This window comes from Lactobacillus sp. M0403, from assembly GCF_016101265.1.
In the GTDB taxonomy this organism is placed as follows: domain Bacteria; phylum Bacillota; class Bacilli; order Lactobacillales; family Lactobacillaceae; genus Lactobacillus; species Lactobacillus apis.
On sequence record NZ_JACFQV010000003.1, the window covers coordinates 35271 to 55396 of the forward strand.

General features: G+C 35.1%; 25 protein-coding genes and 1 other RNA gene. 17 read left to right on the forward strand and 9 right to left on the reverse strand.

Annotated elements, in window-relative coordinates; all coding sequences use genetic code 11:
- From H3T48_RS04740 to H3T48_RS04750, 3 genes are all read right to left on the reverse strand, one after another.
- Window positions 1-702, reverse strand: coding sequence for an ABC transporter ATP-binding protein (locus H3T48_RS04740; protein ID WP_046306572.1), 702 nt, complete (start codon window positions 700-702; stop codon window positions 1-3).
- 51 nt (window positions 703-753) lie between these two features.
- Window positions 754-1566 (reverse strand): Cof-type HAD-IIB family hydrolase, encoded by an 813-nt coding sequence (locus H3T48_RS04745; protein ID WP_198188699.1) that lies wholly within the window; start codon window positions 1564-1566, stop codon window positions 754-756.
- Between the two features lie 119 nt (window positions 1567-1685).
- Window positions 1686-3293: an APC family permease gene (locus H3T48_RS04750; RefSeq protein ID WP_232349889.1), complete on the reverse strand. Its 1608-nt coding sequence runs from the start codon at window positions 3291-3293 to the stop codon at window positions 1686-1688.
- 270 nt (window positions 3294-3563) lie between these two features.
- Here H3T48_RS04750 and H3T48_RS04755 point away from each other — a divergent pair, with 270 nt between their 5' ends.
- The 13 genes from H3T48_RS04755 to ssrA all read left to right on the forward strand — a co-directional run bounded on the left by H3T48_RS04755 (window position 3564) and on the right by ssrA (window position 14686).
- A complete protein-coding gene (locus tag H3T48_RS04755; RefSeq protein WP_198188701.1) occupies window positions 3564-4289 on the forward strand; it encodes a YebC/PmpR family DNA-binding transcriptional regulator in 726 nt (241 codons plus the stop codon).
- A 343-nt stretch (window positions 4290-4632) separates the two neighbouring features.
- Window positions 4633-5553, forward strand: a complete 921-nt coding sequence (locus tag H3T48_RS04760) for a nucleoside hydrolase (RefSeq protein ID WP_187157801.1) — start codon at window positions 4633-4635, stop codon at window positions 5551-5553.
- 18 nt (window positions 5554-5571) lie between these two features.
- Window positions 5572-6978, forward strand: a complete 1407-nt coding sequence (gene dcuC, locus H3T48_RS04765) for a C4-dicarboxylate transporter DcuC (protein ID WP_198188702.1) — start codon at window positions 5572-5574, stop codon at window positions 6976-6978.
- 131 nt (window positions 6979-7109) lie between these two features.
- Window positions 7110-8084, forward strand: a complete 975-nt coding sequence (gene comGA, locus H3T48_RS04770; RefSeq protein WP_198188703.1) for a competence type IV pilus ATPase ComGA — start codon at window positions 7110-7112, stop codon at window positions 8082-8084.
- Window positions 8050-9054, forward strand: coding sequence for a type II secretion system F family protein (locus H3T48_RS04775; RefSeq protein ID WP_198188704.1), 1005 nt, complete (start codon window positions 8050-8052; stop codon window positions 9052-9054). Before comGA ends, H3T48_RS04775 begins: the two co-directional genes overlap by 35 nt.
- Before the next feature lie 12 nt (window positions 9055-9066).
- Complete coding sequence (comGC, locus tag H3T48_RS04780) at window positions 9067-9417, forward strand: competence type IV pilus major pilin ComGC (protein WP_198188705.1); 351 nt, start codon at window positions 9067-9069, stop codon at window positions 9415-9417.
- Complete coding sequence (locus H3T48_RS04785) at window positions 9407-9832, forward strand: Tfp pilus assembly protein FimT/FimU (RefSeq protein WP_109715351.1); 426 nt, start codon at window positions 9407-9409, stop codon at window positions 9830-9832. Before comGC ends, H3T48_RS04785 begins: the two co-directional genes overlap by 11 nt.
- A gap of 16 nt (window positions 9833-9848) precedes the next feature.
- Window positions 9849-10094: a hypothetical protein gene (locus tag H3T48_RS04790; RefSeq protein WP_198188706.1), complete on the forward strand. Its 246-nt coding sequence runs from the start codon at window positions 9849-9851 to the stop codon at window positions 10092-10094.
- Complete coding sequence (locus H3T48_RS04795; protein WP_198188707.1) at window positions 10054-10575, forward strand: ComGF family competence protein; 522 nt, start codon at window positions 10054-10056, stop codon at window positions 10573-10575. Before H3T48_RS04790 ends, H3T48_RS04795 begins: the two co-directional genes overlap by 41 nt.
- 183 nt (window positions 10576-10758) lie before the next feature.
- Entirely contained in the window at window positions 10759-11760 is a 1002-nt protein-coding gene (locus H3T48_RS04800) for a class I SAM-dependent methyltransferase (protein WP_198188708.1), read from the forward strand.
- A 44-nt stretch (window positions 11761-11804) separates the two neighbouring features.
- Entirely contained in the window at window positions 11805-12989 is a 1185-nt protein-coding gene (locus H3T48_RS04805; protein WP_198188709.1) for an acetate/propionate family kinase, read from the forward strand.
- A gap of 446 nt (window positions 12990-13435) precedes the next feature.
- Complete coding sequence (locus H3T48_RS04810) at window positions 13436-14242, forward strand: Cof-type HAD-IIB family hydrolase (RefSeq protein ID WP_198188710.1); 807 nt, start codon at window positions 13436-13438, stop codon at window positions 14240-14242.
- A 76-nt stretch (window positions 14243-14318) separates the two neighbouring features.
- Window positions 14319-14686, forward strand: a transfer-messenger RNA (tmRNA) gene (ssrA, locus tag H3T48_RS04815).
- A gap of 103 nt (window positions 14687-14789) precedes the next feature.
- On the opposite strand, the gene H3T48_RS04820 is transcribed toward ssrA, so the two are convergent.
- The 5 genes from H3T48_RS04820 to H3T48_RS04840 form a co-directional block, all read right to left on the reverse strand.
- Window positions 14790-15872: a tyrosine-type recombinase/integrase gene (locus tag H3T48_RS04820; RefSeq protein WP_198188711.1), complete on the reverse strand. Its 1083-nt coding sequence runs from the start codon at window positions 15870-15872 to the stop codon at window positions 14790-14792.
- Between the two features lie 132 nt (window positions 15873-16004).
- Complete coding sequence (locus tag H3T48_RS04825) at window positions 16005-16517, reverse strand: hypothetical protein (protein WP_198188712.1); 513 nt, start codon at window positions 16515-16517, stop codon at window positions 16005-16007.
- Window positions 16518-16589: 72 nt separating this feature from the next.
- Window positions 16590-17204 carry a hypothetical protein gene (locus H3T48_RS08860; protein WP_232349875.1) on the reverse strand — a complete coding sequence of 205 codons (615 nt, stop codon included), beginning with the start codon at window positions 17202-17204 and terminating at the stop codon, window positions 16590-16592.
- An 80-nt stretch (window positions 17205-17284) separates the two neighbouring features.
- Complete coding sequence (locus H3T48_RS04835; protein ID WP_198188713.1) at window positions 17285-17692, reverse strand: M48 family metalloprotease; 408 nt, start codon at window positions 17690-17692, stop codon at window positions 17285-17287.
- Window positions 17693-18043 (reverse strand): helix-turn-helix domain-containing protein, encoded by a 351-nt coding sequence (locus H3T48_RS04840; RefSeq protein WP_198188714.1) that lies wholly within the window; start codon window positions 18041-18043, stop codon window positions 17693-17695.
- A 274-nt stretch (window positions 18044-18317) separates the two neighbouring features.
- Between H3T48_RS04840 and H3T48_RS04845 the strand changes: the two genes are divergently transcribed.
- Window positions 18318-18539, forward strand: coding sequence for a transcriptional regulator (locus tag H3T48_RS04845; RefSeq protein ID WP_198188715.1), 222 nt, complete (start codon window positions 18318-18320; stop codon window positions 18537-18539).
- Window positions 18539-18787 carry a hypothetical protein gene (locus H3T48_RS04850; RefSeq protein ID WP_198188716.1) on the forward strand — a complete coding sequence of 83 codons (249 nt, stop codon included), beginning with the start codon at window positions 18539-18541 and terminating at the stop codon, window positions 18785-18787. The genes H3T48_RS04845 and H3T48_RS04850 overlap by 1 nt, the downstream gene beginning before the upstream one ends.
- Window positions 18788-18818: 31 nt before the next feature.
- Here the strand turns inward: H3T48_RS04850 and H3T48_RS04855 are convergent, their stop codons facing one another.
- Window positions 18819-19094: a hypothetical protein gene (locus tag H3T48_RS04855; protein ID WP_198188717.1), complete on the reverse strand. Its 276-nt coding sequence runs from the start codon at window positions 19092-19094 to the stop codon at window positions 18819-18821.
- Window positions 19095-19391: 297 nt separating this feature from the next.
- Here H3T48_RS04855 and H3T48_RS04860 point away from each other — a divergent pair, with 297 nt between their 5' ends.
- Window positions 19392-19562, forward strand: a complete 171-nt coding sequence (locus tag H3T48_RS04860; protein ID WP_232349876.1) for a helix-turn-helix transcriptional regulator — start codon at window positions 19392-19394, stop codon at window positions 19560-19562.
- Window positions 19562-19903 (forward strand): DUF771 domain-containing protein, encoded by a 342-nt coding sequence (locus H3T48_RS04865; RefSeq protein ID WP_232349877.1) that lies wholly within the window; start codon window positions 19562-19564, stop codon window positions 19901-19903. The genes H3T48_RS04860 and H3T48_RS04865 overlap by 1 nt, the downstream gene beginning before the upstream one ends.
- Window positions 19904-20126 lie beyond the last annotated feature (223 nt).

Sequence of the window (20126 nt, forward strand, 5' to 3'; positions counted from 1 at the left end):
CTACCACTTAATATTTGTAATATCTTCTGGTTGAGCGTTTTGCTCAATTTTGGTTACTTGGCCATCATGAAAATGAATCACGCGATCTGCAATTGGTGCCAGTGCACTATTGTGCGTAACAATAACTACTGTTGCACCATTTTCACGGCTCATTTTGGCAATGGTCTGTAAGACGCTTTTTCCTGTTTGGTAATCAAGTGCTCCAGTTGGCTCATCACACAAGAGTATCTTGGGATTTTTAGCAATAGCACGTGCAATAGCAACTCTTTGCTGCTCACCACCTGATAGTTCAGCAGGGAAGTTGTTAATTCGATTTTTCAAGCCAACGTCAATTAAGGTTTGAACTGGATCAAGTGAATCGGCAACAATTTCTGATGCTAGTTCGACATTTTCTTTTGCAGTTAAGTTTTGAATTAAGTTGTAGAATTGAAAAACAAAACCAATGTCATTACGCCGATACGTAGTCAATTGGCGTTTATTATAATTTGCAATATTTTTGCCATCGATAATGATGTCACCAGAGGTGTTGGTGTCCATTCCGCCTAAGATATTGAGGATAGTTGACTTACCAGCACCGGAAGCTCCTAAAATAATTGCCAATTCGCCTTTTTCAATGGAAAAATTGACGTCGTTATTAGCTAAAATTTCAGTATCACCGGTTTGGTAACGTTTAAAATTGTGTTTGACTTCAATATAACTCATAAATAATTTTTCCTTATTAAATCTGTTTTTTGCCTTTAGTTTAACTTGATTTTAGCCTAAATACTTTTCTAACACTTGCAAAACGCCCATTTCATTGTTGCTAGGGGCTTCAAATTTGGCAATTTTCTTTAAGCGTTCATCACCATTTTCCATTGCATAACTGTAACCAGCAAGTTCGATCATTTCTTTATCGTTCATTCCATCGCCAAAAGCAATTAGCTCTTCAGGATCGATTCCAAAGTAGCGTAAAAAGAATTTGATTCCCTGCCCCTTGTTAACGTTGACTGGCATGATGTCGATATTATCAAAACCACTAGTTGTGCAGTGAATTCGCTCAGTATTATCTGCGTTGAATTTCTTTTCAATTTCATTAGCTAGTTCAGAAGAGCAGCTTAGTGTCAGCTTGGTTAAGCTGTCGCTGGTTGGAAGGTCAAGTAAGTTTGCGATTTCATCAATGTTGGGATAGAAAAAGTGCATTAATTTTTTAAAATTGGTGGATGCACGTTTATTTAAGTAGGCACTATCCAAACCACTCGCAACAATTTCTATTTGGGGGTAATTAGTCTGAATGAAATTAATTAGCTTAATGCCAGTTTTATAAGTAAAAACATGTCTAGCGATGACCTGATTATCCTTGGTAAGAATTGAACCATTATCAGCTATAATGTCGATTCGATCCAGAAACTCAAAAAAATCTTGTCGCAAACGCGAAAGAGGGCGCCCACTAGAGACAATGAAATGAACTTTTTGCTCACGTAATTTGGTTAAAACTTGTTCAAACCGGTAATGATCAAACTGCTTATTATCATCTTCAAAAGTACCGTCCATATCTACGGCAACTGCTTTAAATGGAATTGGTGTCATCTGTGTTCTCCTTCGTCTAAAATCCTCTATATTATTATATATTAGATAGATTGGTTTTTTCTTTATTTAACAAAAAAACAGATCCATTTAACGATGAACCTGTTTTAAAATTTTGATAACTATTTTTTAGCTGAAGTAGGTTTTTTTCTGCCAACTAGCCAGCAAATCAGAATTGCAAACACTGTTTCAATCAGAATTAATACAATGTTCATGCCCAGTTTAACCTGTCCAAGACTAAGTGTGGCGCCATTAAATAAGTGATTTCTTTCTCCTAAGTATAAATCAAAAATAATTGAACCAATTACTAGAACACCCATAGTTGTCCATTGACCACGATTGAAAGCAATTCCGTATTCTTCTTCACGTTTCCTGATACTTGGTAGAATCGCACCCAAACCAATCAATACTACAATTGCGACAATGTTAATAATTAGTTCATACCACCAATAGCCACTGAACTGCTTAATGTCTTGTGGCGCAATGCCGAGTACTGTTGCTACTGCAGTAACAATCAATAAAAATAGTCCAGCCAGATAGCCAAGCTTGTCGTTTTTAATAAAGACATAATCGGACTTGAATTTCTGTGAATTCTTCCTGATTTGCATGAATGAGAAGAAAATCCAGCAGGTAACACCTGGTGAAATAATACCGTTAAGGTTTAAGAGCCAGTTGAAAATATCATTCATATCAGGAAGGAAAATTCCTAAAAGCATAATGAAAGCTGAAAGACCGACAGTTAGAACATAACCATTAATTGGTAATCCATTTTTATCTTTTTTCTGCAAAAAGTGTGGCATGTATTTGTCACCAGTATCGGAAATTAACATTCTTGTCATTGCATCCAGTAGAACAGCCAGAAGGGCAGCGTTGTAAAAGACTGAGGTCCAAGCCCAAATGTAAAGTAATGTTTTACCCATACCATATTGGTGACCGACCATATCAAATGCGTAGTAGGCACCGTTCATCTTTAAATCTTTTGGAATATGGTAACCGTCAAAGTAAATACCAAGTGCGAATGAGCCAAAGACAGTTAAGAAAATGGTCATAATTGCTAAAGCAACCATTGCTTTAGGAAAATCAGCCTTTGGTTTTTTCATTTTAGTAACGTATGGTGCTACTAACTCGCAGCCATTTAAAGCGTAAATTAACATGGCAATAGTAGTCCAATAATGCATGTCAAACTTAGGAATAAGTGTCTTCCAAGTAAATGGATGAGTTGCCATGTGGCCACCTGATTTAGCTAAACCTAAGAAAGCTAAGAAAACAAACATTAGTGTCATGATTAACATCAAGCCACCGCCGATGGTCGACAGGATTTCCATTGAACGAGAGAAATAGTGTTCAATGATGATGAAAATAATAAACATGGCAAAAGTCATGAGAGCAAATTTGGTGTTAGATATTTGACTCTGAAACTTTTCTGAACCAGTTAATGCCCAACCAATATCGACAATAATCTCATTAGCTGAATCGACGGCATAAGGGATAGATGCAGCCCAATATGTCCATGCAGTAAAGTAACCAAGGAATTCCCCATTGGTTCCACGTACCCATGAGGAAAGCCCACCGCCTTCCTGATTAAAGACTGAGCCTAATTGTCCAACCATTAATGAATATGGAATAACATAAAAAAGACACATTATGATCCATGAGGTGACAACTGGCATTCCCTGATTTTGGAAATTGTACATGATATCATCGAGGCCAATAACCGTACAGAAAGCCATTAGGGTTAAAACAGGCCACGAGATATATTTTTTATTAGAATCTAGTTCCTCCACAAAAGTTCTCTCCTTTTTTAAACAATTATTTACATTTTACGCATTAAAAATGAAAAAGACTAGGGAATAATTAATAAATTCGTCTGTATTATTATGGTAAGTAATTATATTAGACTGGAAGAAAATTACTTGGCTTAACTTGATAGTATTGAATTTTCTTAAACCGTGCGTTAAGATTATATCGTTAATATTTTAAGCAGAGAAAGAAGGATTCTTATGTCAGGACATTCAAAATGGCACAATATTCAAGGCCGCAAGAATGCGCAAGACGCAAAGAGAGGTAAAATTTTTCAAAAGTTATCTCGTGAAATATATATGGCTGCAAAGACTGGTGGTCCTGATCCCTCTGGGAATCCTAACCTACGTATGGTGATGGATAAGGCACGTGCCAATAATATGCCTAAAACCAATATTGATCGTGCGCTTAAGAAGGCTGAAGGTAATTCAGATGAGCACTACGATGAAATTACATATGAAGGTTATGCACCAGGTGGTGTAGCAGTATTTGTTGAAGCTCTGACTGATAACAAAAATCGGACAGCTTCTGCAGTTCGTGTTGCATTCACTCGTAATGGTGGTTCTCTTGGTGCTAGTGGCTCAGTTGCTTACATGTTTAATCGCAAAGGTTACATTGTAATTGATCGTACTACTACTGACGCAGATGAGGATCAGATGCTTCTTGACGTAATGGATGCTGGTGGTGATGATTTACAAACCAGTGACGATGCGTTTGAAATCTATACTGATCCAAAACAATTTGCTCAAGTTCGTGATGCTTTAGAAAAAGCAGGCTACAAGTTGGCAAATGCGGAATTAACAATGATTCCAGAAAATACAACACCTGTTCCTGAAGATAAGAAGGAACAATTTGATAACTTAGTTGATGCACTTGAAGACGATGATGATGTTCAAAACGTTTATACTGCAGCTGAAGAAGACTAATTAATAAAAGCCAAAACCTTCCAGATTTATTCTGGAAGGTTTTTTATTTGCCATAATTAGTTATTTTAACTATGTAATAACTATTCGTGCAAGGATCAGGCTAATAAAAGAATCTGATTTGCTTTAAATAAAGTTGACTGCTTCACAAAAAAATAAATAGCGTCTTATCATAATGGTACTAGTAAACATGGCATTATTTTACAAAGTTAGTAAAAGATATTTATAAATTTGAGTAATAAATCACAAATTTATTGGGAATATTAGGTATACAAGTAGTATACTGTTTTACTGGAATTAATTAGATTCTTTATTACAAGACATTTTAATGAGTAGGAGAGTTAAGATGACAAAACCCGTTATTTTAAGTACGGATCCTGGAATTGATGATGCAGTTGCAATCTCAATTCTATTATTTGATCCGCAAGTAGATGTAAAGCTAATTGCGGCAGCTGCTGGTAATGTGGGAATTGAACAGACATTAAACAATGTGTTAAAGCTTGAAAAGTTTTTAGGCAAAAAAGTTCCTGTTGTAGAGGGCTGTAAACGCGCTTTAATTAAGGCACCAGTAGATGCGGCTAGCGTTCATGGTAAAAGTGGCATGGATGGTTATGACTTTCCAGAGCCTGATTTAGATTTACTATTAAAAGATACAACAGCACCCGAAGCTATTCACAAGGTAGTGGCTAATTCAAGTGAAAAAGTTACTTTGGTGGGGATTGCACCATTAACAGATTTTGCACTCTACATTCGGCTATATCCTGAAGATTTAGCTAATATTGAAGAATTAGTATTGATGGGCGGCTGCATTGGTCGCGGAAATTACGGCATTTATTCCGAATTTAATATTGCCGGCGATCCTGAAGCAGCAAAAATTGTTTTTGAAAGTGGACTCAAGATTCGCGTTGCACCGTTAGAGCTTGGCTTCCAAGCACTTGTTAAGCCAGAAGTAAGTGAGCAAATCAAGTCACTTGGCAGCGTTGGTGATATGTTCTATAGCCTATTTAAACGCTACCGTGGCGGTAGTTTCAATACTGGATTGAAAATTTACGATGCACTTGCGGCAGGAATTTTACTAAATCCAACTATGTTTGATTTTGAAGAGGCCTATGTGGATATCATAACCGATCAAGGTCCTACAAACGGTGCTTCTTTAATGGACTTCAATAATAAATTGAATAAACCAGCAAATGCCTTAATTGGTAAGTCTGTTAATGTTGATGAATTTATTGCTTGGTTCATCGAAGCAATCAAAAAAGCTTGTTAGATTAGAAGGGAATTTTTAATGAATCAGTTAATCGCAATCGTATTAACTTTGTTGTCTGTAATCATCTTGGTATACATGCTATCCAAGAAAATGGATATTAAAATTGTGCTATTTGCTTTAGGACTTGTACTTTTGTATTGTGCAGTTCTAATGGGCAATAAGATAACCGTTTTAGCACCAGTGTCGAACCAATTTTTAAAACCTATACAGGTTATAATAGATCAATTTACTTCGACACTGTCACAAGCAGGATTTGTAATTCTGCTTTTAGCTGGGTATAGTGCCTACATGAGTCACATTGGCGCAAACGATGTGACAGTAAGTGCTTTGACTTCCTCAATGAAGGGAATTAAATCGGTTTATCTATTAGTTCCGATTGTTTTCTTAATGTCAAACATCCTTTCTCTTGTAGTTCCAAGTGCTTCAAACTTAGCAATTATTTTATTGGCAACATTGTATCCTGTTTTAAGAGCAACAGGAATGAGTAGATTAACTTCTGCTGCTTTGATTGCTACTTCAGCTACAATCATTCCAACACCATTAGGTTCAGATAATGTGGCATTGGCTTCAGCCCTACATTTGTCAACTACACAATATGTTTTTGGCTACCACGCTTTAATTTCAATTCCGACCTTACTTTTAATTGCTGTAATTCAATATTTCTGGCAAAAACATGAAGATAAGAAAGATGGACAGGAAATTAGCTATGAAGAAGAATTAAAGAAATATGGGTTAAAAGAAGAGAGTACCCAGAAACTTAAGGTTAAAGGTGGAAAATTCGTACGCTTTATATACGGCCTCTTGCCTTTAGCACCAATTATCATCTTGATAGTTGACTTCATCTATAATCTTGTTAGAGGCGTAACTACAACCATGAGTGTGCAGGAAGTGACGCTTATCAGTTGGATTATTGCCATTATCGTTGAACTAATTAATACCAAAGATGCTAAACAAGTTTTGCAAGACAGCAATGTGTTCATTAAAGGGATGGGCAATGCAATGAGTATTGTCGTACTTTTAGTTGCTGCTCAAACTTATGTCCAAGGACTAAATGCTGTTGGTATCATGACAATGCTACAAAATTCAATGACAGATATTAAAAGTGCCGGAACCCTCTTGCCAATAATTATGGTAATTTTTACTGCTGTAATTGTTATCTTGAGTGGCAGTGGTATCGCACTAATCTTTGCATTAATTCCATTGATTGTACCGTTAGCAAAATCTGCCGGAATTGCTCCGCAGCAACTTTCTGTTCCAATTCAATTAGCGGCTAATTTGTTAAGAGCAGTTTCGCCTGTTGCGGCAGTTGTCCTAATCGTTTCCGAGGCAACTCACTTGGATACAGCTCAAATTATCAAGCGGACTTCTGTACCAATGCTTGGTGGTGTAGTCATTATGCTAATCTTGTCATTCTGTCTGCTATAAAAAACTAAATACAAAATAAAGAAGCAGTACTTTAAGTGCTGCTTTTTTGTTTATTCAAAATAATATTTAGTTTTAACAAAAAAATTCCAGCTTTTTGCGTAATTATTATTGGCGGCAAAAAGGAGGTATTTATGCGAATTAAAGAAGCGGTTAGTTCATTAATTCAAGAAGCAATTGACTGTCATGCCAGCGACTTGTTCTTTTTAACCCAAAAAGGAAAATTAGTGGTTAGTTTTCGAACAATTAATGGAATTGCAAATCAAGCGAATTTTTCGATTAACGAAGGAAAGGAGTTGATTAATTATTTAAAGTTTGCGGCTCAAATGGATATTGCTGAACACCGACGACCGCAAGTTGGGGCATTTGATTTTGAGTACAATAAGCAAGTATATTATCTGCGCTTATCCAGTCTTGGTGATTATACTGACTGCGAGTCACTGGTTATCAGAATTATTTACCGTGTAAGTGAAGGAAAGTATTTCTTTAACCAGCAACTTGAATTACTGAAAAGCTTAGCGCAAAAACGTGGTCTTATTATTACTAGTGGTCCAACGGGCTCGGGAAAAACGACCACCATGTACAAACTTGCTAAGTATGTTGGTCAAGACAGGATGGTGATGACAATTGAGGATCCGGTGGAAATCCATGAAGCTAGTTTTTTACAGACACAAGTTAATTTAGAGGCAGCCATTACATATCCGATATTACTTGAAGCAGCTTTACGACATCGTCCAGATATTCTAATTATTGGCGAAATCAGAAATGCAGTAACTGCTCGTTTGGCAATTGATGCAGCCTTGAGTGGTCACTTAGTTTTTGCAACGGTTCACGCAAAAAGCACACTGCAAACAATTTCAAGACTAGAAAGTTTGAACATTACTAAAAGTGAATTGGTAAACTGTCTTACTGCCGTTTGTTATCAACGTTTATTGCCAACAAAAGATGGTTTTTCTTGTCTAATGGACATTGCAAGTGGGAATTTTTTACACAAAAGTGTCTTGAAATCTCAACGTGGTGATTATGTTGACTGGCAAGATAATCTATCGAAGTTAAAGCAGGAGGAGAAAATTAGTGCGGCAATATTTGAGCAATTCAAGCAGGGGTAAGCTAAATAGTAAAGAACGATTTCTCTTTTTGGATTACTTACAAAATAGTTTACTTAACGGTTTTTCTCTTGGTACAAGTTTGGAATTAATGCCAATTGTTTGGCCAAAGCAGAAAAAAATCCTTGGAAAGTTAAACAAACGCCTTCAGTCTGGAACAAAATTGAGCAAAGAAATGGAACGACTAGGCTTTTCAAAAACTGTTGTTACCCAGATCGACTTAGCAATGAATCAAGGCAACTTAGTTGAATGCCTTGGCCAACTTGCGTCATTGAGTAGATTGAAAAATGAACAAATAAAGAAATTAAAAGCCGAAATGTCCTACCCATTTGTTTTAGCTGTAATGATGGTTTTGTTGCTCGTATTCATGCAAACTTTCGTTTCTAGTCAGTTTGCAAATACTGGAGAGCATACTGGAGACATTATGCTATTTGTTTTACTTGATATGGGTCTACTTTTTATCTATTTTTTAGTTAAAGTTACCACCTTATTGAAGAAACAGGACTATCGTTCTTTGGTTAAATTAGGACACTATCCAATCATTGGTTCGACTATTAAATTATATGTTAATTACTTACTTGTTTATGATGCTGGTTTATTGCTTGCAAGTGGGTTTTCACTACAAAAGATGTGTGAGTATGCTGCTAAACAAGAAACAGGGTCACTACAACAAGTGATTGGTGCAAAAGTTGGTAACCAGCTTAGAGCTGGGAAGGGCCTTGAAGAAATTATTAAGAAAGAGCCTTTTTTACCAAATGAACTGTTATTGCTAATGCAAACAGGTGCAAAAAAGAGTGATTTAAGCAAGCGCTGCTTGCTTTTAGGGAAGACACTGTTTACTAATTTGTCCAACAAAATTGAAAAGTTAATTGTTAATGTTCAACCGTTTTGCTTTATCTTAATTGGATTATGCATTATCGGGATGTACTTAAAGTTATTACTACCAATGTACGCAATGATGCAAAGTATTTAGGAGGATATAAAAATGAAAAAAGCAAAAAAAAGATATCTATTGGGTTTACTAGCAAAAAATAGAAAAGCACAAGGGTTTACTTTGATTGAGATGGTAGTAGTCGTTGCTATTATCGTTATGTTGTTACTAATCATTGCACCTAATTTGACTAAACAAAAGCAAAGTGCAAATGACAAAGCTAATGATGCATTTAAAACGACACTCCAAACTCAGGCAGATTTATATCAAGAAGACAAAGAGCGCGACGGTAAGGAAATTTCCTTTAAAAATATGTTTGACGACGGCTATTTAACTAAGAAACAGTTTGATAAGACACAAGATTATACAGTAACTAACGGTGTTGTTCAAAAGAATGCAAACTAAAGCAAGCCAACGTGGCTTTACAGTTATTGAAATGGTAATTACTTTAGCAATTTCAATCGGAGTAATTATGCTGGGTACAGTTTGTCTTGACGGTTATAGTGAAAAAATGATGTTAAATAATACTACCAAAGAAGTTAAAAGCACAATCGAACAGGCTGCTACAATTTCTACCATTAAACATGTTGCAAGCTACATCAGGTATTATCCTAATTCGAATATGTTGACGGTTACCAGAGCAGGCCATAGAAAAGTTGTTAAAATTGCACCCCAAATAAAGATTTATAAATTATCAGATTTATGGATTTCGTCAAGCGGCTCAATGTCACCGAGAACAATTGTGATTGCCAATCGTCAAGAAAGAAAGACAATCAGGCTGCAAATGATGTGGGGACGAGTGATTGACGATGCAGCATAAAATAGGTGGTTTTTTAATGGCTGAAAGTTGTGTCGCACTCTTTATTACATTTTTAGGAATTGTCAGTATTTCATTGATTGTGAGCGAAAGTAGATCATTTGAACGAGAAAATGAACAAGAAGTTGATCGTACTTATGCTATTCGAGTAATGAAGGAAAATGGAATTAAGCAAATTATTGTTCATGATCATGTTTATCAAATGATAGGTGATTCAAAAATTTATGATGCAACTAAAAAACAAATGTACAAGGCTAAAAAGTAATGGCTTCTTATTGGCTGATGCTGTATTTGCTGTTTTTGTAACCTTGCTAGCAGTTGTAACTTTACAGAATATGTTAAAGAGTATAGCGACGGCCGATAAAGCACATCATCGAACCGATGACATAGTATTTGCTTATGTTCAATTTGATCATTTTTTGAAAGAAGATGCTAAAACCGTTTATCTTTTTCCAGCTGGAACAAACAGTCGTCAAGTTGCTATCAAAAAAGTCAATCAAAGCGGTAAAACGCAGGTTTATATTTTAGCTTCATATAAAGACATGATTAGAATGAGGACACCTGAAGGAGGGCATATGCCACTACTGTTAAACGTTAAAAAAGCCTCATTTATTAGTAAAGACCAACAAATAAAAATTAATGTCGTCGAAAAAGATGGGCGATCATCTGAAATATATTTCAAATTGGATGCAAAACCTAAAGCAACAAAAAATGAAAAGAGAAAAAATGATGAAATTAAAAGCTAGCGCTTTATTAAGTAGCGTTTTAGTTTTAACTACCTGTTTGCTTTTTTTACAGTTTTATCAAGAAACCTATTGTAGCAGTATGCAAAACAATACACTATTAATCGAATATTTATGTCGGTATTGATTTACTTGCGCTTGTTACCTGATTTCTATTAAAATGTTTAGAAGAAACGGGGTATCAAAGTGGATAAAATTGAAAACTTATTTAATAAATTTATTGACTGCGTTGAGGTATTACAGAATGCTCTAAACGTATCATTTAGTGAAGCATTAACAGAGACTTTTGATAATTTGGAAAATGAGCAGATAAAGGTTGAATTAGGTGCACCTGATAAAGAAACAGTGGCCCAACTAAGTGAAAAATACCAACAATTGCATTATGAAGATCTTTCACAAAAGTCAAAAGTGCAAATATTTACTTTTTTAACACTTAAGGCTATTAATGAGGACGATTTAGATCCTAATCAGATGCCAACACCGCCAGTGATATCAACTATTATTGCGATGTTTATGCAGAAATTATTACCGGATCAAGGGCTAACTATAATTGATCCTGCAATTGGTTCAGGCAATTTATTATTTTCGGTGGTGAATCAGCTCAAAATTGCGAATCATTCAAAAGCAGATTTTAACTTATTTGGCATTGATAACGATGAAGATATGTTGAACTTTGCCGATATTAACGCGCATTTAAATGGTCTTGAAATAGAGCTATTCAACCAAGATGCGTTAACACCATGGTTTTGTTCTGAGCCAGACGTTGTTGTGAGTGATCTACCAATTGGTTATTATCCAATTGATGAAAATGCAGCAAATTTTGCAACCAAGGCTGAAAAAGGTCATTCATTTGCTCATCTTTTGTTTATTGAACAGATAATTAAGAATTTGGCGCAGGGTGGATATGCTTTCCTTGTTGTTCCTAAGGACATTTTGTCTGGAAAAACTGGAAGTGACTTTATGCCATGGTTATCAGAAAAAGTTTATTTAAGAGCAATAATTGAGCTGCCAGATAATGCGTTCCAAAATAAATTTAATCAAAAGTCCGTTTTAGTTTTCCAAAATCATGGTAAAAATGCTAAAAGTAGTGAGGTTTTTCTCACAAAGTTGGATACACTTAAAAAAGAAGAGGACCTAATCAAGCTTAATGTTAAACTAAATGAGTGGTATACTAAAAATATTCATTAACTTGTGAAAAAAGTCAAATTAAAGTGTATGGAGGAATCTCATTTATGAAAAAAGTTTTAGCAATAAACTCAGGAAGTTCTTCATTTAAGTATAAGCTATTTGCTATACCTGAAGAAAAAGTATTGGCAGAGGGGATTGCTGATCGAGTTGGTATTGATGGCTCATCTTTTGAAATTAAGTTAGCCAATGGTGAAAAGCACGAAGAAAAGGTTGCAATTCCCAATCAAGAAACAGCTGTCAATTTGTTATTAAAGGCTTTAAAAGAATATAAAGTTGTTGAAGACTTGAGTGAAATTGCTGGAGTAGGTCACCGTATTGTTGCCGGTGGTGAAGATTTTACTGATTCAGCTATTATTGATCAGGAAAAGCTGCAAAAAGTTTACGATTTAAAAGAATATGCCCCATTACATAATCCGGCTGAGGGAAAGGGTATTGAAGCTTTTATGAAGTTACTACCTGATGTTCCTGAAGTAGGGGTTTTTGATACTTCATTCCATCAAACATTGGATCCAGAGCATTACATGTATTCAATCCCTTATAAATATTATGAAAAATATGGTGTGCGTAAGTATGGTGCGCATGGTACTTCTGTGCGCTACATTACTGGTAGAGCAGCAGAAATGCTTGATCGTGATGCCAAAGACTTGAAATTAATCGTATGTCACTTAGGTTCTGGTGCATCTGTTACTGCAGTAAAGAATGGCAAATCATATGATACATCAATGGGCTTCACACCACTTGCTGGTGTTACTATGGGTACTCGCTCTGGTGATGTTGATCCATCCGTTTTGCAATATATTATGAATAAGGAAAACCTTGATATTAATCAAATGATTGACATTTTGAATGATCAATCTGGTTTATTAGGTATTTCCGGCATTTCTTCTGATATGCGTGACTTGGAAAATAATTCAGATGAAAAAGCTGCATTAGCACGTAAGATTTTTGTTAACCATATAAGACAATATATTGGTTCATACATTGTTGAATTAAAGGGTGTTGACGCAATTATTTTCACTGCTGGAATCGGTGAACATGATGCAGGCGTTCGTGAAGAAATCATGAAGTCATTTGAATTTATGGGACTAAAGCCAGATTATGAAGCTAATAAATCTAATGGTGAGAAGTTCATTTCTAAGCCTGATTCAGCAATCAAGGCAATGATTATTCCAACTGATGAAGAATTGATGATTGAACGTGATGTTGTTCGTCTAGCTCACTTGAGTTAACGATAAAACGTGTAATTAAATAAAGAAGCCGCTAAGGAAAAACTTAGCGACTTTTTTTGTTTATTTTTGATATTATAGTATTTGGAAATAATGCTGTAACATAGGGAAAAAATGTGTTATTTCCTAAAAGAAATGTGTCGTCATTAAACGATTTAGAAGAGAGAATAGTTTTTTTGACTGTTATAGCACTATTAGGCAATTCAATTTTTCAAGTCTCACAGCCATAGAGAATTAATTATGACATTTTGACCAATATGAATAATTTATTGCACACACATGTCTTTCCCAGATTTCAAACTGAGGAACCCGAAAGACTAGCCAAACCAGTTTGGTTATATGATTCGCATTATTAGATTGATTTTGACTATCAATATAATTCACAAAAGCATGGTCGGATTCAACGGTAAATAACTTAAAACTTGAATAAAATAGTAAAGGAAAAATAAATGATTAAATTAGTTGCGATAGATGTTGATGACACATTATTAAATAGTCAGGGAAGGTTACTTCAATCTACTATTGAAGTAATTAAAAAAGCAGTAGAGCGTGATATTAAGGTTGTGCTATGCTCTGGACGACCATTAGCTGGTGTGAAGCACTTTTTGAATGAGCTAGGAATAGTTCAGGATAACCAATATGTTGTTACTTTTAATGGTGCTGTTATTGAAACGGTGACAGGTAAGACTTTACAAAAATCTGGAATTGATCAAGCAACTTATGAAAAGATTGACCAATATTCGAAAGAACATGGCGTGGATTACAATATCGTTGATGAGAATAGTGCAATCATTACAAGTAATTTAAATGTTAATCGAATTACTGTTGTCCAGGCATGGGAAAACAGTGCAGGTGTCTTAATCAGAAAGCCTGATGAATTACCTGAAGATGATCAAGTAATTAAGGCTGTTTTTGGTGATGAAAAAGATAAGCTTGATCAAGTTGAAGCTGATGTTGTAAAAACATTTGGAAAAGAAAATTACGTGGTGCGCGCAGCAGCTAACTTTTTAGAAATAATGCATCCAGATGTTAACAAGGGAGTAGCACTAGAATTTTTGAAAAAAGAACTAGGATTAGAAACTGCTGAAGTGATGGCTATCGGGGATGAGCGCAATGATATTCCAATGTTTAAAGTGGCTGGAACTTCAGTAGTAATGGAAAACGGTTCTGCTGCAGCAAAGGAACATGCAGATTATGTAACTGCTTCAAATGATGAAGATGGGATTGAACAGGCATTTAATAAATTTGTTTTGTAAAAGTTTTATGTGGTAACGCGAAAGCTATTGGATAGTAAGTTAGTGTAAATTATGCTATACTATTTCTATCCTATTTGGGGATGTTTTGGGATTCGACAGGCGTAGATTCGCATTGACTGCGATCCGTAGGTCACGTCTGCGTTAACAACGTCAACAGTTTTATAACTGCAAATAAAGAAAATTCTTACGCATTAGCTGCTTAATTTAAGCGCATGTGTTGCTTTTTATCGGATTACTCACGTCTGGTAGAAAGTATCAACTTAGTGAGTTACGTTTAACTACCTCATCTGAATAGTTAAAAAGAGTCATTTCAGATTAGCTAGTCCATTCTAGCCCTGTTATATGGCGTTTTGGATTAGTGAAATTCAAGTAATATAACTATGATTGTAGATGTCAGTGACGGAATGCGTTTGGACAGGGGTTCAATTCCCCTCATCTCCATAGAATCTATGCTATAAATGCTGATATTACAGCATTTTAATACATGGGTGGACTAAAAATGGACTAAACGGTACTTATCTTGAGTACTGTTTAGTCCATTTTTTATTTATAAGGTATCTAGTATTTCTTCAATACGGTTATCAGTCTTAGCTTTTAATTCGTCAATCATATGAGCATAAACTTTTGCGGTAATTGACATGTTAGAGTGACCTAGTCGCTGACTTATCGCGTATAGGTCGACGCCTTTGTATAGCAATATAGAAGTATGAGTATGACGCAGACTGTGAAAGTGGAATCCAGGAATATTTATATTGCATTGCTTCAGAAGCTTTTTTAATACTTTATTACATGCCGTTGGAGTTGGGACAGTTTCAAATGAAGTTCCAAAAACATATTCATGATTGTATTTTTTTAGTTGTTGTAATACGTTCAGGAGTTTTTGATTGACCCTAATGGTTCTTATAGATGACGGAGTTTTAGGCTCTTTAATTTTTTGAGAAGCGTAGGAATAGCTTTTTGTAATATCGATGGTTTTAGACTTAAAGTTAATGTCCGACCATTTAAGAGCCATGATTTCACCAATTCTCATACCAGTATAAATGGCCGTAATAATCATATATCGACTATTATATCGAGGGTTAAGGTCGGATTCAGCTTGTTCAATTAACTTTTTAGTTTGGGATACTGATAAGTACTGAACATCCTTAGTTCGATTTTTATCAAATATCAAATTTACTCTTGCAGTAAAATCTGTGCTAATCAAATGATCAATTATTGCATCATGAACGCAAGCACTAATGGTACCATGTACTTTTTGAATAGAATTCTTAGAATGAGTTTTACCATAATCATTTAAAAAATTCTGATAGTCCATACGACTAACTTTATTCAACTTTTCATTACCAAAATACTTTTCAATTAAAACGTTGATATGTCTGTAACGTCCGACTGTATTAGTGCTTTTACCAGGTATTCGATATGTTTCAGACCATTTTTTATAATACTCACCAAAGCTAGGATTCTCAGCTACAATTATGTTTTCAGACTTTTGCACTTCCATTTTAGATGCCCATAATTGAGCTTGTTGCTTTGTTTTAAAACCACTTTTTGATTTTTGATGATATTTTCCGTTTTGTTTAAAGTTAACTCGAGCACGCCAAACTTTGCCGCGTTTATCAAAAGTTGCCATACCAATATATCTCCTATGCTATAATAGGGTAGACGAAAGGCCATAGACCTTTGTCTACTAATTTCGAAGCCTTTAAGAACTGAGTTTGCCGACCTGATTCTTGAAGGCTTTTTTGCTATATATTTAGAGCAATTACTTAACATTAACTTTAAATTTTGCTGCTGTTGCTTCAAAGTCAGTTGATGGCCTAAAGTGTAGTTCAAAAGCACCTAATTTTTTACTACCAAATCCATCTATAACATCAGCTTCTTTACCTGGTGCAATTGTATCCAAGGTTGAACCGCTGACCGGATAAGTCTTTAGCTTTTCGTTAGTGGGGCCATATGCATCTGCGTCGCCACCGATTGGGATGTCCTCTTTACTATCATTTTTAACATGATATACAACTTTAACAACATACTTTGGTTTGCTGTCTTCAAATTCATTCCGTTCAGCGGTTGGTGTGACAGATTTTAGAGTATACTCCACCTTACCAACTTTTACAGTATCACCTTTTTTGTAAAACTTGATTTTAGGTTGTGCTTTTTTATTGGCAGATTTGGTTACCTTCGTTCCGCCTTGAGTGTCATTATTAGAACTGCTACATGCAGTTAGTGATATTGCTGCCAAAACAGTTGTAGCTATTACTAAAAACTTTTTATTCATTAAAGTCTCCTTTCAAACTTAACCATAGGTTTAACGTCACTGGTGTGGTGGACAAACTTCCTAAAAGAAATCTTATTTTTTGTATTTAAATTGCTTTCCACAATCCATACATATCATATCTACTTTTTTTGTTTTCTTACCAGCAAAACCAGCAAGACTTCCAATTCCGCCAGTCAATACGACTCCAGTAGCAGCTTTGCCAACCGAAAACCCTTTTTTATGTTGGCCAACTACTTGAACGTTAGTTGATCTACATCTTGGGCAGCGTACTTGTCGTTGAAATATACCACCGTTGGATTCAATTTTTGCGAGATTTTCGTATACTTCCTTTCTCTTTTCTTTTCTAGCCTGAGCTTTTTCAGCCTTTTGGGTTCTGTATTGGTTAAGAACATCTTCAGAATTTTCAGTTAGAACCCATCCCTTAGCTGTAAGTTCTTTAAGTTTTATTTTGTTATAAAAAAAGCAAATAATTAAACCGACTGAAAAAATAGCGAGGTTAATATAATCTTCAGGTAGCCAAGCTGCTAGAAGATCGAGAACAAAAAAGATTCCAGCCCATTTCCAATCCTTTTTAAAAAGAAGATAGAAAACGTTGAAGATAATTGCTGGCCAAGCATAGCCGAGATATATCTGTTTAATTTCATTTGTATCTGGTTTTCTCAAGAAAAACACTTTATTTATGTTCATTGCTTACTCCTAGACTCTTTTATTAAAAATCTTCCTTCAAAATTAACCATAGGTTTAATGTCGCTGGCGCGTTGGACAATTTAAAAGCAAAGTGTGCTTTTCTTCTTATATAATTCAGTCGCATCATCAAGCATCCTAATAGGGATGCCGTACTCATAAATAAACTGAATTGGTTCTTCAAAAACATCAAACTGATTTGAAGCATAATCAAATATGAGATTTAAAGAATATAAATCTGCTGAACGTTCTTCAGAGTTAATTGGCTTGTCACTATAGAAGGCTGTACTAGAATCTCCGTTCATTATGTGACCTATTTCGTGTCCAATAATGAAAGGTAATTCTTGTTTATTTCTACAGTTTTGATTAATAACAATTAAATCTTTTTCGGGCAAAGCAACAGATTGATAAGCTTCACTTTTCCAAATAAATGCGCAACTAATACCATGATCAAAAGCAAATTGAAGGAGATAGGTGATTAAATCATCCATTTATTTATCTTTTCCCTTTCTAATATCACTATCCATTAGATTACGTATAACATCAAGATATTCCTTAGGAACAGGCTTGCCACGATATGAATAGATAGTTTCATCGTCACTAATGTCTACATAGGGGTGGTCATTGTCTTTATGTACAGGAGATGAATCGTTAGTATTGCCTAGTAGGTAATCTGCTGAAGTATGCAGCACTTTAGCAACTTTTTGCAGATTTTCCATACCTGGTTTGCTAGTTTTCCAACTATATATAGAGTTTTTTCCCATTCCTGCTCTATCATTAACTTGAGCAAGTGTTAAATGCCGTTGAGCACATAGTTGCTTAACTCTCTCAAAAGTATTCATTTTAGGGGCTCTCCCGTCCTAAATAAAAAATATTAGGATATTTCCTAAAATATTACTTGACATTATTAGGAAATATTCGTAATATTAAATTGTCAACAAAATTACTTACACTTTTAAGTAAACAAAAAGAGTATTGAATACGTATGGGGATACAGTTCAATTGCTTTATTTACTATGTTCTTATATTAGGATATTTCCTAATATCTGTCAACAAAAATTAGGTAATTATTGACACTTTTATTTACACATTTATTTACAGAAAGGAAGCGAGCCAATGCCAACCGAAGAAATTTTAGCTAATGCTAAACGGAAGATTTTTGCTGAAATTAAATTTGAAATGAATAAAAGGGGGTATACAACAACAAGTCTAGCTGAATTATTAAATATAAATCGTCCAACTGTTAGTTCAGCAATTCATGGGGGAACAACACCTAGGGATGTTGAGATCAGAAAGAGAATTTATCAGATTTTAGGAATGGAGGAAAGAAATAGCTAATGAATATTAGGGAGGCAGCCTTGGAAGCACAAAAACTAGGTCGAGGCATTGCTAGAAAAAGTGATGGACCACGACCTAAAGTTTTTATTTGCACTAATTTAACTAAAGGGATTTTTGTTATTCCCAAAAGTGATCCAAACAGAGCTTATGCCGGATGGATGCCGACTTTGGATGACTTAATTGCAACTGATTGGTATGTAATGGGTGACGAAATTAAGGAATTATCAAATGAAATTAGATATGACTAAGGCAAAATAAAAAGCCACCCTAAAGGATGACTTAATTGATTGAATTACCTTGAACTGCCGCCTTTAAATTATTGTTTGAAGAAGTTGCTGCTACCTTAGTAATTGAATTTTCTAATCCATTCTTCATAGCATGCAACCCCTCTTTCTTTAATACATTAGTTGAATCTAGAGTATATTTAAAACCACTAAATTTGTTTAATGTTTTGGCCGCAGCCAATGCAGGCTGCGTGGCAATAATATTTGTTAAATTATTAGAACTTGCAATTGCTCTTGCAATTGTGTTTCTTCCGCCAACCGCAGACTTCAATTTTGTTATCGCTAAGACTTTTTATCCTTAGCTTCTACTAGTTTCCTAGTAGTTCAGCATATATCTTCAACTCTTAGAGTTGCCGAGCGCTCGTGGGACTAAGTCCTATGCGTTGCACCTTCAATTAAGCTTGGCTCAGGGTTGCCATATCAACATATGACTTAGGTTTCCCCTGAATTCACTCGGTTCACATGATACATCACTATATCAAGGGGCAATTCAGAAGTAATTATAACACTATATGTAGTAATAACAAATAGAAAGATACACAATATGTGGAATGAAATTAGAAAAATAATGGACAAAAAAGAAATTAGTATTTACAAACTGGCTAAGTTAACAGGGTTACCTTGGAGCACCATTGGAAATTATAAAAATGGATCAGAAATGTCATTTAAAAATGCGTGCAAAATAGCAGATGCCCTAAACATTAGCTTAGATGAGCTCAGAAAGAAGGTAAATAAGTAATGGCAAATGTAATAGACCTACCAATACCGGTTGAAGCTTTAAGTGAAGCTGTTGACCAAATTATGCTAAAGCGAGGATATGTTCCTGCAGAATCTCTAGTAGGAAAAACGATTAAAATGAAGGAATTTTCTGAGAAGTACTGTGGTAAGAAGGCTCCCAATTGGATTAGATTGTTTATTTTTGATGAATATCCCGAAGTCAATGTAAAAAACGGTGGTTGGGTGGTCAATCCTCGAAGAACGGAAGAAGGTAGTAAAACAATTATTTTTGAAAAGCCAGCCGCTGAATGGATGGAACAACATCGAGGTGAGATTGATTGGAATGCAAAGTTACCACAGTAGTGGAAAGGATTTTAAAAAGATGGCAGCACCTATTAGATACCTACACAGACATAAATCTGAAAAGCAAAAACTCACTGCTAATCTCATTAATTGTAGCAATTGCTGGACTGGTATTAACGATTATCGTTTTAAGCCTGCCAGAACGATTACCAGGAACATAAAAAAGCCCGACGGCAATCGGACTTCATAGTTAAATTAAAAGATAGTATAAGGAGATTATAGC